Annotated in this window: 16 protein-coding genes; 2 read left to right on the top strand and 14 right to left on the bottom strand. The window is 63.9% G+C overall.

Annotation, left to right across the window (positions count from 1 at the left end; translation table 11 throughout):
* The 12 genes from holB to yceD all read right to left on the bottom strand — a co-directional run.
* On the bottom strand, positions 1 to 815 hold an 815-nt coding region (holB, locus tag CGX12_RS16735), incomplete at its 3' end, for a DNA polymerase III subunit delta' (protein WP_094040987.1).
* On the bottom strand, positions 800 to 1,423 hold the full coding sequence (gene tmk / locus CGX12_RS16730; RefSeq protein ID WP_094040985.1) for a dTMP kinase: 624 nt from the start codon (positions 1,421 to 1,423) through the stop codon (positions 800 to 802). The genes holB and tmk, both read right to left, overlap by 16 nt.
* 4 nt (positions 1,424 to 1,427) lie before the next feature.
* Positions 1,428 to 2,435, bottom strand: coding sequence for an endolytic transglycosylase MltG (gene mltG / locus CGX12_RS16725; protein ID WP_094040984.1), 1,008 nt, complete (start codon positions 2,433 to 2,435; stop codon positions 1,428 to 1,430).
* Entirely contained in the window at positions 2,419 to 3,216 is a 798-nt protein-coding gene (gene pabC, locus CGX12_RS16720; protein ID WP_094040983.1) for an aminodeoxychorismate lyase, read from the bottom strand. The genes mltG and pabC overlap by 17 nt, the downstream gene beginning before the upstream one ends.
* A 57-nt stretch (positions 3,217 to 3,273) precedes the next feature.
* On the bottom strand, positions 3,274 to 4,515 hold the full coding sequence (fabF, locus tag CGX12_RS16715) for a beta-ketoacyl-ACP synthase II (RefSeq protein WP_094040982.1): 1,242 nt from the start codon (positions 4,513 to 4,515) through the stop codon (positions 3,274 to 3,276).
* A 71-nt stretch (positions 4,516 to 4,586) separates the two neighbouring features.
* Positions 4,587 to 4,823, bottom strand: a complete 237-nt coding sequence (gene acpP, locus CGX12_RS16710) for an acyl carrier protein (RefSeq protein WP_094040981.1) — start codon at positions 4,821 to 4,823, stop codon at positions 4,587 to 4,589.
* A 158-nt stretch (positions 4,824 to 4,981) separates the two neighbouring features.
* A complete protein-coding gene (gene fabG / locus CGX12_RS16705; protein WP_094040980.1) occupies positions 4,982 to 5,716 on the bottom strand; it encodes a 3-oxoacyl-ACP reductase FabG in 735 nt (244 codons plus the stop codon).
* 179 nt (positions 5,717 to 5,895) lie between these two features.
* Complete coding sequence (gene fabD / locus CGX12_RS16700) at positions 5,896 to 6,831, bottom strand: ACP S-malonyltransferase (protein ID WP_094040979.1); 936 nt, start codon at positions 6,829 to 6,831, stop codon at positions 5,896 to 5,898.
* 13 nt (positions 6,832 to 6,844) lie between these two features.
* Positions 6,845 to 7,804: a beta-ketoacyl-ACP synthase III gene (locus CGX12_RS16695; protein WP_094040978.1), complete on the bottom strand. Its 960-nt coding sequence runs from the start codon at positions 7,802 to 7,804 to the stop codon at positions 6,845 to 6,847.
* Positions 7,805 to 7,809: 5 nt separating this feature from the next.
* Positions 7,810 to 8,820, bottom strand: coding sequence for a phosphate acyltransferase PlsX (gene plsX / locus CGX12_RS16690; RefSeq protein ID WP_094040977.1), 1,011 nt, complete (start codon positions 8,818 to 8,820; stop codon positions 7,810 to 7,812).
* Between the two features lie 10 nt (positions 8,821 to 8,830).
* Positions 8,831 to 9,001, bottom strand: a complete 171-nt coding sequence (gene rpmF / locus CGX12_RS16685) for a 50S ribosomal protein L32 (RefSeq protein WP_094040976.1) — start codon at positions 8,999 to 9,001, stop codon at positions 8,831 to 8,833.
* Positions 9,002 to 9,022: 21 nt separating this feature from the next.
* Entirely contained in the window at positions 9,023 to 9,544 is a 522-nt protein-coding gene (yceD, locus tag CGX12_RS16680) for a 23S rRNA accumulation protein YceD (RefSeq protein ID WP_094040975.1), read from the bottom strand.
* A 162-nt stretch (positions 9,545 to 9,706) separates the two neighbouring features.
* Here yceD and CGX12_RS16675 point away from each other — a divergent pair, with 162 nt between their 5' ends.
* Positions 9,707 to 10,285 (top strand): Maf family protein, encoded by a 579-nt coding sequence (locus tag CGX12_RS16675; RefSeq protein ID WP_094040974.1) that lies wholly within the window; start codon positions 9,707 to 9,709, stop codon positions 10,283 to 10,285.
* A 251-nt stretch (positions 10,286 to 10,536) separates the two neighbouring features.
* Here CGX12_RS16675 and CGX12_RS16665 read toward each other — a convergent pair whose 3' ends face one another.
* Positions 10,537 to 11,178, bottom strand: coding sequence for an HAD family hydrolase (locus CGX12_RS16665; protein WP_094040973.1), 642 nt, complete (start codon positions 11,176 to 11,178; stop codon positions 10,537 to 10,539).
* A complete protein-coding gene (rluC, locus tag CGX12_RS16660; protein ID WP_094040986.1) occupies positions 11,175 to 12,125 on the bottom strand; it encodes a 23S rRNA pseudouridine(955/2504/2580) synthase RluC in 951 nt (316 codons plus the stop codon). Before rluC ends, CGX12_RS16665 begins: the two co-directional genes overlap by 4 nt.
* Positions 12,126 to 12,461: 336 nt before the next feature.
* Here rluC and rne point away from each other — a divergent pair.
* A partial coding sequence (rne, locus tag CGX12_RS16655) for a ribonuclease E (RefSeq protein ID WP_254918329.1) occupies positions 12,462 to 14,214 on the top strand: 1,753 nt, incomplete at its 3' end.

The following is a 14,214-nucleotide window of genomic DNA, read 5'->3' as shown; positions in this document are numbered from 1 at the left end:
CGGCTCAGGCGCCGGCTCAGCGGCTCGGCATCGTCCAGGCGCAGCGGCGCCTGGACTTCCAGAGCCAGCTGCAGGGCGTCCTGCAACAACAGGTGCAGCCAGTGCAACCGCGCCGGCCGCTCCAGCAGGGCCGACTGCAAGGCCGCTGTCCCCGGCCCCGGCTGCCCGGCTAGGGCGACAAACTGTTCGAGCAACTGCTGCCGTTGTCGATCCTCGCCCCGGGCCAGGTAGTCCCGGGTATGCAGGGGCGACCCCTGGTTCAGATTGAGCGCGGCCTGGCTGCCCGCCAGGCCTTCACCGGCCAGCCAGTCGAGTACCATGGCGGGAGCCGGCAACGGCAACAGCCACTGCTGGCAGCGGCTGCGAATGGTCGGCAGCAGCCGCTCCGGCCGGGAGCTGGTCAGCACCAGGGTCGCCTCCCCCGCCGGCTCTTCCAGGGTCTTGAGCAAGGCGTTGGCGGCGGCTTCGGTCATCCTCTCGGCCCCGATGATCACCGCCACCTTGCCGTGGCCCAGCCGGGCGCTTTCGGCCAGCACCTGGCCGAGCCCGCGGATCGCGTCGATACCTATGCTGCGTTCCTCGCCGCCGATCACATGGAGATCCGGGTGGCTGCCGGCGGCATGGAGCCGGCAGGCATGGCAGTGTTCACAGGGGGCAACATCAGTATGTTGGCATAACAAAGCGCGAGACAATTCCTTCGCCAGTTCCCCCTTGCCCATGCCCTCCCCGCCTTTCAGCAACAGGGCATGCCCCAGTTGCCCGCTCCGCACCAGCGCCTGCAACTGCAGAAACGGCGCACTCAGCCAAGGGTACACAGGCGTCGCTCCAGGCAGGCCAGCACCGCGGCCTTGACCTCGTCCGGGCTGCGGCTGGCGTCGATCAACTCGCAACGCGGGTCTGCCAACACCAGCTCCAGGTAGCGCTCGCGGGTGCGTTCAAAAAAGCCGAGTTGCTCCCGCTCTATGCGATCCAGCTCGCCCCGGGCGCGGGCGCGGCTCAGACCCAGGGCCGGGTCGATGTCCAGGTAAAGGGTCAGGTCCGGGGCAAAATCCCCCAGCACCGCCTCCTTGATCTGGCGGATCAGGCGGGCCTCGATGCCGCGCCCTCCCCCCTGGTAGGCCTGGGAAGAAAGATCGTGCCGGTCCCCCACCACCCAGGTGCCGGCGGCCAGGGCCGGCTGGATGCGGTTCTTCACCAGTTGCACCCGGGCGGCGTACATCAGCAGCAGCTCGGCCTCCATGGTCAGGGGCTCGTCGTGCACTTCCTTCACCAGGGCGCGCATCTTCTCCGCCAACGGCGTACCGCCCGGCTCGCGGGTGGTGATCACGGTGCAGCCCCGGGCCTGCAGCCAGGCCACCACATGGTGCTGGACCGTGCTCTTGCCGGCCCCTTCCAGCCCTTCGATCACGATAAAGCGGCTCATGCGGTCACCTTTTCAGAATGTAGCGGCGCACGGCGCTGTTGTGTTCGCGCAATGTCCGGGAAAAATAGTGCCGGCCCTCGCCCATGGCCACAAAATAGTAATAGTCGCTCTCCACCGGCTGCAGGGTGGCGATGATGGCCTCCTTGCTCGGCATGGCGATGGGGGTGGGCGGCAGGCCGTCTATCATATAGGTGTTGTAGGGCGTATGGGTCTGCAGATCCCGCTTGCGGATATTGCCATCGAAGCTGTCGCCCATGCCGTAGATGACGGTGGGGTCGGTCTGCAATCGCATACCATTGCGCAGCCGGTTGACGAACACCGAGGCGATCAGCGGCCGCTCCTCGGCGATACCGGTTTCCTTTTCGATGATCGAGGCCAGGATCAGCGCCTCGTAAGGGCTGTTGATGGGCAAGCCGTCCGCCCTCGCCTCCCAGGCTTCATCCAGAAAGCGGTGCATCTCCTGGTGGGCCCGCTGCAGAATGGACAGATCCGTATCCCCCGGGGTGTAGCTGTAGGTTTCCGGCAGGAAAAGGCCCTCCAGCTGTGGCTGCTCCACGCCCAGCCGGGCCGCCAGCTCGCTTTCCGACAGGCCGTCCAGTTCCACCTCCAGGTATTCCGCCTCCGCCAGCCGCTGTCGCCAGTCGGCCAGGCGCAACCCTTCCACCAGGGTGACCCGCAGGTGGTAGACGTCACCGTTGACGAACTTCATCAGGGCATCGCGCAGCCGGGTACCGGGTTCGAGCCGGTAGGTGCCCTGGCGTACCGCCGCCAGCTCGGGATGAAAGCGCAGCCACAGCCGGCGGTGCAGTTCGGATACCGGCTCCGGGCTCAGGCGGTTGATGAGGTGGAAGGTAGTTTCGCCCCGGGCCACCACGAACAGGGGCTCGGAGGACTCGGCGATCACCATCTGCTCCAGCTTCTGCCACTGGCTGAAACCGTAAATGCCAACACCTGTCAGCGCCAGGGTCAGCACCAGCATCAGCCGCCCCAGCCATTTAATCAGTCTGTTCATACGCTTGCTGTAATTCTCTTGCCACAGTAAAAGAAGAGGTCGTCCAATGTTCCCCGAGGGCGGTGACCGGCACCACCCCCATCAGGGCGTTGGTCAGCCAGATTTCGTCGGCGGCCAGCAGGGACGGCAGCTCCTCGTCCACCAGCGTCAGCCGCTCCCCCAGGTGCTCCCGGCACCAGGCGCGCAACGTGCCGCAAACGCCGCCACTCGACAGATCCGGCGTGAAAATCCGCGCGCCAAGGCGCCAGAACAGGTTGGCGGTCACCGCTTCCCGTACCCGGCCGCCGGCGTCGAGCACCACCCCCTCCGGCCAGCCCCGCCGCTCCAGCTCGGCCTTGAGCAGCACCTGCTCCAGCCGGTTGAGGGTCTTGAGTCCCGCCAGCAAGGGGCTGCTGCCCAGGCGACCGTCGCACAGGCCGATGGCCAGTCCCTGCTCCCGCCAGCCGTAGTAATGGCCGGGAAAGGGGGAACTGTTCAACACCAGGGTCGGCTCGCCGCAACCGTCGATGCCATAGCCCCGGGCACCGGGCCCCCGCAGCAGGCTGATGCGCAGCACCTGATCGGAGCCGTCCAGCACGGCCTCGGCCTGCTCCCGCAACCAGGACCAGTCCGGCTCCACCATATGCAGGCGGCGGCAGGCCTCCTGCAACCGCGCCTGGTGATAACGCCAGTGGCGCAGCCGGCCGGTTTGTGCATGGAGGGTGGTGAAGTGTCCGTCACCCAGTTGCCAGCCCCGGGACAATGCCGGCAGCGGCTCGCCGGGTGTGATGATCGTCTGCATGATGTCCGAATAAAAAAGCCCGGCACGGAGGCCGGGCTGATGTTGGCCAAAGGGCCATTATATGCGTTTGAAAATCAATGAGCCATTGGTACCGCCAAAACCGAAGGAGTTGGACAGCGCATACTCGAACTGGCCGGACTTGGCGGTGTGGGCCACCAGATCCAGATCGCACTCATCATCCGGGTTGTCCAGGTTGATGGTGGGCGGCGCTATCTGATCCTGCAGGGCCAGTACGGTAACGATGGCTTCCACCGCGCCGGCGGCACCCAGCAGGTGTCCGGTCATGGACTTGGTGGAGCTGACCATCAGCCGGTAGGCGTGGTCGCCGAACACCTTCTTCACCGCCTTCAGTTCGGCCACGTCTCCCAGGGGGGTGGAGGTGCCGTGGGCGTTGATGTATCCGATGGCCTCGGGGGCGATGCCGGCATCGCGGATGGCGTTGACCATGGCGCTGGCGGCCCCGCTGCCGTCATCGGGCGGCGCCGTCATATGGTGGGCGTCGCCGCTCATGCCGAAACCGACCAGCTCGGCGTAGATCCTGGCACCGCGCGCCTTGGCGTGCTCGTACTCTTCGAGCATCATCACGCCGGCGCCGTCGCCCAGCACGAAGCCGTCCCGCTCCTTGTCCCAGGGGCGGCTGGCCTTCTGGGGGGCATCGTTGCGGGTGGACAGGGCGCGGGCCGCGGCGAAGCCACCCATGCCCATGGGGGTGGAGGCTTTCTCGGTGCCGCCGGCCAGCATGGCGTCCGCGTCACCGTAGGCGATCATCCGCGCCGCCAGGCCGATGCTGTGGGTGCCCGTGGTACAGGCGGTGGTGGCGGCGATGTTGGGGCCGCGCAGCCCTTTCATGATGGACAGGTGGCCGGACACCATGTTGATGATGGTGGACGGCACGAAGAAAGGACTCAGCTTGCGGGGACCGCTGGCGATCAGGTTGCTGTGGTTCTGTTCGATAAGCCCCAGGCCACCGATGCCGGAGCCGATGGAGACGCCAACGCGATCCGCATTGGCGTCGGTGATTTCAAGACCGGAGTCGGTCATTGCCTGCAAACCGGCCGCCACCCCGTACTGGATGAACAAGTCCATCTTGCGGGCTTCTTTCTTGGCGATGCCGTGCGCTTCGGGATCGAAGTCCTTGACCAGGCCAGCGAATTTGGTGCTGTAATCGGTAGTATCAAAGTGCTCGATGTTGGTGATGCCGCTTTGACCTGCCAGCAGGGCCTGCCAGCTGGCATCGACCGAGTTTCCGACAGGAGAGAGCATACCGAGGCCAGTCACCACGACTCTGCGTTTGGACACAGGAGCGTCTCCGAATGGGTTAAAACGGGGAAAAGAACCGAAGCGGCGGCTGCCACTCCGGTACAGGTTTGTTATTCCTGATTGGCGTTGATGTAATCAATCGCGGCTTGAACGGTGGTGATCTTTTCCGCTTCTTCGTCAGGAATCTCGGTGTCGAACTCTTCTTCCAGAGCCATTACCAGTTCAACGGTGTCCAGGGAATCCGCGCCCAGATCATCAACGAAAGAGGCTTCGGGTTTGACTTCTTCTTCCTTAACGCCCAGTTGCTCAACAATGATTTTCTTTACGCGTTCTTCGATGTTGCTCATGACCAGTATTTTCCTTTAGAAATACGCAAGTGCGTGTCGTTGCGGTAGTGTATTAAATTGACCGTAGTTTGCAAGCCTATTTGAGGCTGGTCTAACCAGAATTCATGCTAAAAATGCAGCAATTTCCGTCAAATAGGCACTAACTGCCGGGATTTTCATCATACCATGTACATGCCGCCGTTAACGTGCAGCGTTTCGCCGGTGATGTAGCCGGCGTCTTCCGACGCTAAAAAGGCAACGGCGGAGGCAATTTCTTTCGGGTCGCCCAGACGTTGTGCCGGAACCTGTGACAAGATAGCGGCTCGTTGCTCGTCATTCAATGCGCGCGTCATGTCAGTTTCAATAAATCCGGGAGCTACCACATTTACGGTGATGCCGCGGGAGGCCACTTCCCGGCCCAGGGACTTGCTGAAGCCGATGAGGCCGGCCTTGGCGGCGGCATAGTTGGCCTGACCGGCATTGCCCATGGTGCCCACGACGGAGCCGATGGTGATGATGCGGCCGAAGCGCTTTTTCATCATGGCGCGCAACACCGCCTTGGACAGACGGAACACCGAGGTCAGGTTGGTGTCCAGGATGTCCTGCCATTCCTCGTCCTTCATCCGCATCATCAGGTTGTCGCGGGTGATGCCGGCGTTGTTGACCAGGATGTCGATGTCGCCGTAACGCTGCTTGATGGTGTCCAGCAGCTGGTTCATGGACTCCGCATCGGTGACGTTCAGTACCAGGCCGGTGCCGTTTTCGCCCAGGTAGGCGCTGATCGCCTCGGCGCCCTTGTCGCTGGTGGCGGTGCCGATCACGGTGGCACCCCGTTCGGCGAACAGCTCGGCGGTGGCCCGGCCGATGCCCCGGCTGGCCCCGGTGACCAGCACCACTTTACCGGAAAAACTCATAATGACTCCTTTAACCGTGGGGAGGATGGTGGCGAAAAACACGCCGACTCGCCGTAGACCCATCCCTGGGGGCTCGACGGCGCCATCCATGGCGCCAACGGTCGGCTTAGTTTCTCTCCACCATCCTTTATCGCATTACGTCGCTTGCAGGAGCCGGGAAAGCCCGTCTCCGTACCTCATTAACCCTTGACGGCGGCCAGCGCCTGCTCCAGGCCGGCGTCGTCGTTCACCGCCAGGCCCTCGACCCGCTTGTCGATGCGCTTGGCCAGGCCGGTCAGCACCTTGCCCGGGCCCACTTCCAGCGCCAGGGTCACACCCTGCCCGGCCATGGCCTCCACCGTTTCGGTCCAGCGCACCGGGCTGTACAGCTGGCGCACCAGGGCATCCTTGATGGCGGCGGGATCGGTCTCGGCCCGGACGTCGACGTTGTTGATCACGGGCACGGCCGGCGCATTGAAGTTCATCCCGGCCAGGGTCTCGGCCAGCTTTTCGGCGGCCGGACGCATCAGGGCGCAGTGGGAAGGCACGCTCACCGGCAGCGGCAGGGCGCGCTTGGCACCGCTTTCCTTCATCAGCGCGTTGGCCCGCTCCACCGCCGCCTTGTGGCCGGCGATCACCACCTGCCCCGGGGAGTTGAAGTTGACCGCCGACACCACCTCGCCCTGCTCCGCCTGGGCGCAGTTGGCGATGATGGTGTCGTTGTCCAGCCCGATGATGGCGGACATGGCGCCGGTGCCTTCGGGCACGGCATCCTGCATCAGTTGGCCGCGCAACTCCACCAGCCTGACGCCGTCGGCCAGCGACAGCACGCCGGCGCAAACCAGGGCGGAGTACTCGCCCAGGCTGTGGCCGGCCATCACCGCAGGCTGTGCCCCGCCCTGCTGCTGCCACAGCCGCCACAGGGCGACGGAGGCGGTCAGCAGCGCCGGCTGGGTGCGCCAGGTCTTGTTCAGCTCTTCCGCCGGGCCGTTCAGCACCAGCTCGGCCAGATCGTAACCCAGGGCCCGGGAGGCCTCGGCGAAGGTCTGTTTGACGATATCATGCTCGGCCAGCACGCCCGCGAGCATGCCCACCGCCTGGGATCCCTGTCCGGGAAAGGTAATGGCAAAAGTCATGGTGTTTCCTTCTTTAATAACGAACCAGGGCCGAGCCCCAGGCAAAACCACCGCCGAAGGCTTCCAGCAACACCAGGTGACCGCGCTGGATGCGGCCGTCGCGCACCCCTTCGTCGAGGGCGATGGGCACGCTGGCGGCGGAAGTGTTGCCGTGCTTGTCGAGGGTCAGGATCACCCGCTCGAGCGGCATATTCAACTTGCGGGCGGTGGCGTTGATAATGCGGTAATTGGCCTGGTGCGGCACCAGCCAGTCCAGTTCGGACTTGTCGATGCCGTTGGCCTCCAGGGTCTGCACCACGATGTCGCTCAGCCGCGACACCGCCACCTTGAACACCTCGTTGCCCTTCATGTGCATGTAGGCGTCCATTTCGCTGCCGGTCACCCCGCGCTGGCGCTGGGGCAGTTTCAGCAGTTCGCCATAGGCGCCGTCGGCATGCAGGTGGGTGGAGAGGATGCCGGGCTCCTCGCTGGCCCCCAGCACCACGGCGCCGGCGCCATCGCCGAAGAGGATGATGGTCGAACGATCGTCCGGGGCACACATGCGCGACAGCGCATCGGCGCCGATCACCAGCACGTGGCGCGCCTGGCCGTTGCGGATAAACTGATCGGCCACGCTCAGGGCATAACTGAAACCGGCACAGGCGGCGGCGATGTCGAAGGCCGGGATACCGGGCACTTCCAGCATGGCCTGCACCTCGCAGGCCGCGGCCGGAAAGGCGTTGTCGGCGCTGGTGGTGGCCAGCACTATCATGTCCAGTTGCCGGGCATCGATGCCGGCGGCCTCCAGGGCGCGCAGCGCGGCGCCATAGGACATGGTGGCGATGCTTTCTTCCGCCCCGGCGATGCGCCGCTCACGGATACCGGTGCGCTCGACGATCCAGTCGTCGCTGGTCTCTACCATTTGCTCCAGGTCGGCATTGGTGCGTACCGCCTCTGGCAGGTAGCTGCCAGTTCCCAATATTCTACTGTTCATAGGCGTTATCTTGCGTGACTGCCCTGTGGGGCAGTGTCAAAACGATGCGCGATGCTTGCGGGCAGATCATGTTCGATTTCGGCAACGGCCTGCAAGATCGCATTCAAGAAGGCGGGTGAGCCGGCACTCCCGTGGCTCTTGACCACACTGGCGCGTAATCCTATCAGACTCGCGCCGTTATACTGGTCGGGGTTCAGATGGGAAAGCCGCCTTTTTAACCAAAAAGTCAATATTTTCCATAAGAAGCCGCGCCGCTGGCCCAGCCCCAGCAGCAGGCGGGCCACACCCTCGCTGGTCTTGAGGGCCACGTTGCCGACAAAGCCATCGCAGACGATGACGTCGGTCTTGCCGGCGAAGAGATCGTCCCCTTCCACATAGCCGCAATAGTGCAGGCCGGCCGTGCCCTGCAGCCGCAGGGCGGCCTCGCGCACCACCTCGTTGCCCTTGTTGGCCTCGGCTCCCACGTTGAGCAGGGCGATGCGGGGCCGGTCGATATCGAGGGTATGGCGCGCCGCCTGTTCCCCCATCAGCGCGAACTGGACCAACTGGCCGGCATCGCAACTGACGTTGGCCCCCACGTCCAGCAGCAGGGCGTAGCCGCCGCCGGCTTGCGGCAAACGGGTGATCAGCGCCGGCCGGTCCACGCCCGGCAGGGTGTTGAGCACCTTGACCGCCATGGCCATCAGGGCCCCGGTGTTGCCGGCACTGACGCAGGCCCGGGCCTGTCCCGACGCCAGGGCATCGAGCGCCTTGCGCATGGACGAATCGGTCAGATGGCGCAGGGCGTAGGCCGCCTTGTGCTCATTGCCCACCTGTTGGGAACAGAAATGCACGGTCACCCGGGGATGGGAGTCCAGTCGAAAGCGCTGCAACCAGGGAGAAAGTTCCGCTTCCGGACCGAACAGGACCAGATGAAGGGCGGGCAGAAGCGACAGTGCCTGCGCGGCGGCAGGCACTGTGACAGGGGGGCCGTGATCGCCCCCCATCATATCCAACGCAACGGTCAGCTGCGACAAAAGGCAACCCTTACTTGGCGATTACCTTTTTACCACGATAGAAACCGTCGGCAGTCACGTGGTGACGACGATGGATTTCACCGGTGGTTTGATCCACAGACAGAGCAGCAGTGCTCAGGGCATCGTGTGAACGACGCATACCACGTCTGGAACGGGTTTTACGGTTCTGTTGTACGGCCATTTGACCTCACTCCTAAATCAGTTACTTACGTTTCAATTCTTCCAGAATCGCGAAAGGATTCGGACGTTCCTCGGTGGTGGGGATATCGCCGAAGCTCATATCGTACTTGCCTTCGGCGCAGTGTTCATTTTCATGAACGGGCACCAGGGGCAGGTTGAGGATGAGTTCATCCTCCACGAGCTGAACCAGGTTGATTTCACCAACTTCATCCACTTCGAAAGTGTCGTAGGCTTCCGGCAACTCCGGCGCCTCTGCATCTTCACGCAGGGGCGTGTATGTAAACTCGGACTCTATAGTGGTATCAAACAGCTCATTGCATCTTTGGCACTGGAGCGTCACCTGTGCGCGGGCCTGGCCCGACATCACGCGCAACCCCTGGGCATCTGTACCAAAGCTCAGAGACACGTCAATATCACCATGGATACCTTGGGTCGATTCCGCCAGTCTGGGCATCAGTGCCGCGGCAAAGGCACCTTGATAGTCAAGGCGCTTGAGCGCGCAGCGGACGGGATCAACCTTAATGGGCAACTTTACCTTTTCCATAAGGCGCGCATATTATAGCGACAAGTCACGGGAGTCAAAGGGAAAAACAGGCCGGCCGTCAATAAGGAGTCCTCGATGCGGCCGGGCATGACGGGCGTGCGCCGGCGCACTACAATGGCCCCTGGTTTTTCTTTAATTATGCTCAAATCTGCAGGGTATCCCATGGCCGACCTTATCCTCGCCTCTTCTTCCCCCTACCGCCGGCAGCTGCTGCACAAGCTGGGCCTGGACTTTCGCTGCCAGAGCCCGGACATCGACGAAGCCCCCCTCCCCCACGAACCGGCCGAGGCGCTGGTGCGCCGGCTGGCGGAGCAGAAGGCCCGGGCGGTGGCCGCCGGCTGCCCGCAAGGACTCATCATAGGCTCGGATCAGGTGTGCGTGCGGGACGGCCTTATCCTGGGCAAGCCCGGCACCCGGGAGCGGGCCCGGCAACAGTTGCTGGCCGCCGCCGGCCGCAAGGTGACCTTTTATACCGGCCTGGCCGTGCTGGATGCCGCCAGCGGTGTCCTGCACAGCCTGGTGGAACCCTTTTCGGTGCAGTTTCGGCCCCTGAGCGAAGTCCAGGTGGAGCGCTACCTGGACAGGGAACCGGCCCTCGACTGCGCCGGCGCCTTCAAGTGCGAGGGCCTCGGCATCAGCCTGTTCGAACGGATGGAAGGCCGGGACCCCAACAGCCTGGTCGGCCTGCCGCTGATCGCCCTGGTGGAATTGCTGGGCCGCTTCGGGGTCGAGGTGCCCTGAGCGGGAAGCGGGAAGCGGGAAGCGGGAAGCGGGAAGCGGGAAGCGGGAAGCGGGAAGCGGGAAGCGGGAAGCGGGAAGCGGGAAGCGGGAAGCGGGAAGCGGGAAGCGGGAAGCGGGAAGCGGGAAGCGGGAAGCGGGAAGCGGGAAGCGGGAAGCGGGAAGAAACTCTCGGAACAGAAGCCCGGGTTGTCAAGCAACTCGGGCGGCTTCCGGCTTCAAGCTGATCGCTTACGGCCCTACCTGCCGGACGGTTACAGCCAGCGCGGCAGCTGGCGGATGTCGTCAATCAGGGTTAACGGTGTATGTTGGCATAACTTAACCGAATCATGAACGCCATAGGTAACGCCGATCCTGTCCATGCCGATGGCCTCGGCCATGGCCAGATCGTAACTGGAATCCCCCACCATCACCGCCTGGGCCGGCGTCAGCCGCAGCTCATCCAGGATCTGCTCCAGCATCAGCGGATGGGGCTTGGAGCGGGCCTGGTCCGCCCCGCGCAGGGCATGGAAATAGCGGCCCAGGCCGGTCTCCAGCAGCACCCGGTCCAGCCCCTCCCGGGCCTTGCCGGTGGCTACCGCCAACCGGTAGCCGCTTTGGTGCAGGCCGGCGACGGTGTCGGCGGCGCCCTCGAACAGCGGCGAGGGCGTGCCGTCCGGCTCCAGGTAATGGCGGCGATAAGCCAGCAGCAACGCCTCCGCCTCGTCCTCCGCCAGGGGACCGAACAACAACGGAAAGGCCTGGCGCAGGCTCAGGCCGATGATATCGCGCACCGCCCCCGCCTCGGGCTCCGGCAGCCCGCAGTCAAGCGCCGCCGCCCGCATGCAGGCCACGATACGCGCCACCGAGTCCATCAGGGTGCCGTCCCAGTCGAAGATCACCAGCTGGTACTTCATGCGGGGTCCAGCTTGTCCAGCAAGCGCTGCAGACCGGGCTCCAGGGGCGCTTCCAGGGTCATGGTCTGCTCCAGCCGCGGATGGTAGAAGCGGATGCGGCAGGCGTGGAGGAACAGTCGCTCCAGCCCCAGCTCGCGCATCTTGCCGTCGAACTGGGCATCCCCGTACTTGTCATCGCCGGCGATGGGGTGGCCCGCGTGCAGGCTGTGCACCCGGATCTGGTGAGTACGGCCGGTCACCGGGCTGGCCTCCACCAGGGTCGCCTCCCGGTAGCGCCGGACGATGCGGTAGCGGGTTTCCGAGGGCTTGCCTTCTTTATCTACCCGCACGATACGCTCGCCCGAGGCCAGCACGTTCTTCTTCAGCGGCGCCGTTACCGCCTTCTGGTGCGGCTGCCACTGGCCGCGCACCAGGGCCAGGTAGTGCTTGTCCATGGTCTTGTCGCGCAGCTGTTCATGCAGGCTTTTCAGCATGCTGCGTTTCTTGGCGATCAACAGGATGCCGGAGGTATCCCGGTCGAGCCGGTGCACCAGCTCGAGAAAACGCGCCTCGGGGCGCAGGGCGCGCATGCCCTCGATCACCCCGAAGCTGAGTCCGCTGCCGCCGTGCACGGCGGTGCCCGCCGGCTTGTTCAGCACGATCAGCGCATCATCTTCGTAGAGGATGGCCGTATCCAGCGCCTGTACCTTGTCGAGCCGGGCCGAGGGCAGCGCCTGCTCCCGCTCCGCCACCCGCACCGGCGGCACCCGGATCACATCGCCGGCCAGCAGTTTGTATTCCGGTTTGATGCGCTTCTTGTTAACCCTTACCTCACCCTTGCGCAGAATCCGATAAATCAGGCTTTTGGGAACGCCTTTGAGCTGAGTCCGTAAAAAGTTGTCGATGCGCTGCCCTTCATGCTCAGCCTCTATGGTGAGCAGCCGCACGTTTTGCTGTTCTGGTTTCATGGCCGCCATTCTAACATCAGCCCGGGCGCTTTTGCTGTAAAAATGGCGCCTTGCTAAGGCTGTGGGTAAAGTGTGATAATACATGTGTTTTTCGCGCTTTCCGCAACCGGATGGCGCAGCCTGAATACCCCTGGTTTTCCGTTTGATTCGCGACCTTTGGGCTCCCCCCTTTGACGTGATAGACACCTGAGAATGCGCCTCATGCGTATCCAGCCGGGAGGCTGTACCCATTACGCTAACAGACTCGAGGCCGGTGCCGGTCGGAACCGAATGGCCAATCAGGGGGAATGACAGCACTGTAGCAACAGTCAAAACCTAATAAATAAAGAGAACTCAATGAAGAGAATGCTAATCAACGCAACCCAAGAAGAGGAGTTGCGTGTTGCCCTGGTGGACGGGCAGAAACTCTACGATCTGGATATCGAGAGCCCCGGCCACGAACAGAAAAAAGCCAACATCTACAAAGGCAAGATCACCCGGGTCGAACCCAGCCTGGAAGCCGCCTTCGTCGACTACGGCGCCGAACGCCACGGCTTCCTGCCCCTGAAAGAAATCGCCCGCAACTACTTCCCCTCCGGTTACAGCTACCAAGGCCGTCCCAACATCAAGGAAGTGGTGAAGGAAGGCCAGGAAGTCATCGTCCAGATCGACAAGGAAGAGCGTGGCAACAAGGGCGCGGCCCTGACCACCTTTATCAGCCTGGCGGGCTCCTACCTGGTGCTGATGCCCAACAACCCCCGCGCCGGCGGCATTTCCCGCCGCATCGAGGGTGACGAGCGCACCGAACTGAAAGAAGCCCTGGGGCACCTCAAGCTGCCCGACGGCATGGGTCTTATCGTGCGCACCGCCGGTGTGGGCAAGTCCGGCGAAGAGCTGGAGTGGGACCTGAACGTACTGCAAACCCACTGGGCCGCCATCCAGGAAGCGGCCGAGAGCCGTTCCGCCCCCTTCCTGATCCATCAGGAAAGCAACGTCATCGTCCGCGCCATCCGCGACTACCTGCGCCGGGACATCGGCGAGATCCTGATCGATAACCCTGTGGTGTTCGAACGGGCCAAACAGCATATCCAGCTGGTGCGTCCCGATTTCATCAACAGGGTCAAGCTGTACGAGGGCGAGGTGCCCATGTTCAGCCACTACCAGATCGAGAGCCAGATCGAGTCCGCCTTCCAGCGGGAAGTGCGCCTGCCCTCCGGCGGCAGCATCGTTATCGATCCGACCGAGGCCCTGACCAGCATCGACATCAACTCCTCCCGCGCCACCAAGGGCGGCGATATCGAGGAAACCGCGCTGCAGACCAACCTGGAAGCGGCGGAAGAGATCGCCCGCCAGCTGCGCCTGCGCGACCTGGGCGGCCTGGTGGTGATCGACTTTATCGACATGACCCCGGTGCGCCACCAGCGGGAGGTGGAAAACCGCCTGCGCGACGCCGTGCGCCAGGACCGGGCCCGCATCCAGCTGGGCCGCATCTCCCGCTTTGGCCTGCTGGAAATGTCCCGCCAGCGGCTGCGCCCCTCGCTGGGCGAGTCCAGCACCCACGTCTGCCCCCGCTGCCTGGGCCAGGGCACCATCCGCGACAACGAGTCACTGGCCCTGGCCATACTGCGTTTGATCGAGGAAGAAGCGCTCAAGGACAACACCGGCCAGATCCATGCCCAGGTGCCGGTGGACGTGGCCGCCTACCTGCTCAATGAAAAGCGCAAGTCCATCGCCGGGCTGGAAAACCGCTACAAGGTGGATATCTTCATCATCCCCAACGAGCAGCTGGAAACCCCCCACTTCGACGTAACCCGGGTGCGCACCAACGACGTGGAAGACGTCACCAGTTACGAGTTGAAAACCAGCGTCGACAAGCCGGTATACAGCCCCCGCCAGAACCTGGCCGCGCCCCGCAGCGAGCAGCCTGCGCTGCAGGGCTTTGCCGCCCCGGCGCGGGCGCCGGAGCCCCCCCGCTTGTCCCCTCATCGACGATCCCCTGGCGCCGGCGCTACAGCCGTAGGCTCCGCCAGTACCGCCCCGCGCTCAAAGGAACAATTTGGCAATGTCCGCCGTGGCCCCTTTCCCCACGCTGTCGCCGTGTGCCGACAGC

Source organism: Zobellella denitrificans (assembly GCF_002237365.1).
Classification (GTDB): Bacteria; Pseudomonadota; Gammaproteobacteria; order Enterobacterales; family Aeromonadaceae; genus Oceanimonas; species Oceanimonas denitrificans.
The sequence above is the reverse complement of the archived record's forward strand: the minus strand, read 5'-3'. Positions and strand labels throughout refer to the sequence as shown.

Bases quoted from the DNA above. Each gene is read 5' to 3' on its own strand.
- mltG (WP_094040984.1), bottom strand. From the start codon at position 2,435: ATGAACAGACTGATTAAATGGCTGGGGCGGCTGATGCTGGTGCTGACC.
- CGX12_RS16675 (WP_094040974.1), top strand. From the start codon at position 9,707: ATGGCCGACCTTATCCTCGCCTCTTCTTCCCCCTACCGCCGGCAGCTG.
- pabC (WP_094040983.1), bottom strand. From the start codon at position 3,216: ATGCAGACGATCATCACACCCGGCGAGCCGCTGCCGGCATTGTCCCGG.
- CGX12_RS16665 (WP_094040973.1), bottom strand. From the start codon at position 11,178: ATGAAGTACCAGCTGGTGATCTTCGACTGGGACGGCACCCTGATGGAC.
- yceD (WP_094040975.1), bottom strand. From the start codon at position 9,544: ATGGAAAAGGTAAAGTTGCCCATTAAGGTTGATCCCGTCCGCTGCGCG.
- fabG (WP_094040980.1), bottom strand. From the start codon at position 5,716: ATGAGTTTTTCCGGTAAAGTGGTGCTGGTCACCGGGGCCAGCCGGGGC.
- CGX12_RS16695 (WP_094040978.1), bottom strand. From the start codon at position 7,804: ATGAACAGTAGAATATTGGGAACTGGCAGCTACCTGCCAGAGGCGGTA.
- tmk (WP_094040985.1), bottom strand. From the start codon at position 1,423: ATGAGCCGCTTTATCGTGATCGAAGGGCTGGAAGGGGCCGGCAAGAGC.
- rpmF (WP_094040976.1), bottom strand. From the start codon at position 9,001: ATGGCCGTACAACAGAACCGTAAAACCCGTTCCAGACGTGGTATGCGT.
- acpP (WP_094040981.1), bottom strand. From the start codon at position 4,823: ATGAGCAACATCGAAGAACGCGTAAAGAAAATCATTGTTGAGCAACTG.
- fabD (WP_094040979.1), bottom strand. From the start codon at position 6,831: ATGACTTTTGCCATTACCTTTCCCGGACAGGGATCCCAGGCGGTGGGC.
- rluC (WP_094040986.1), bottom strand. From the start codon at position 12,125: ATGAAACCAGAACAGCAAAACGTGCGGCTGCTCACCATAGAGGCTGAG.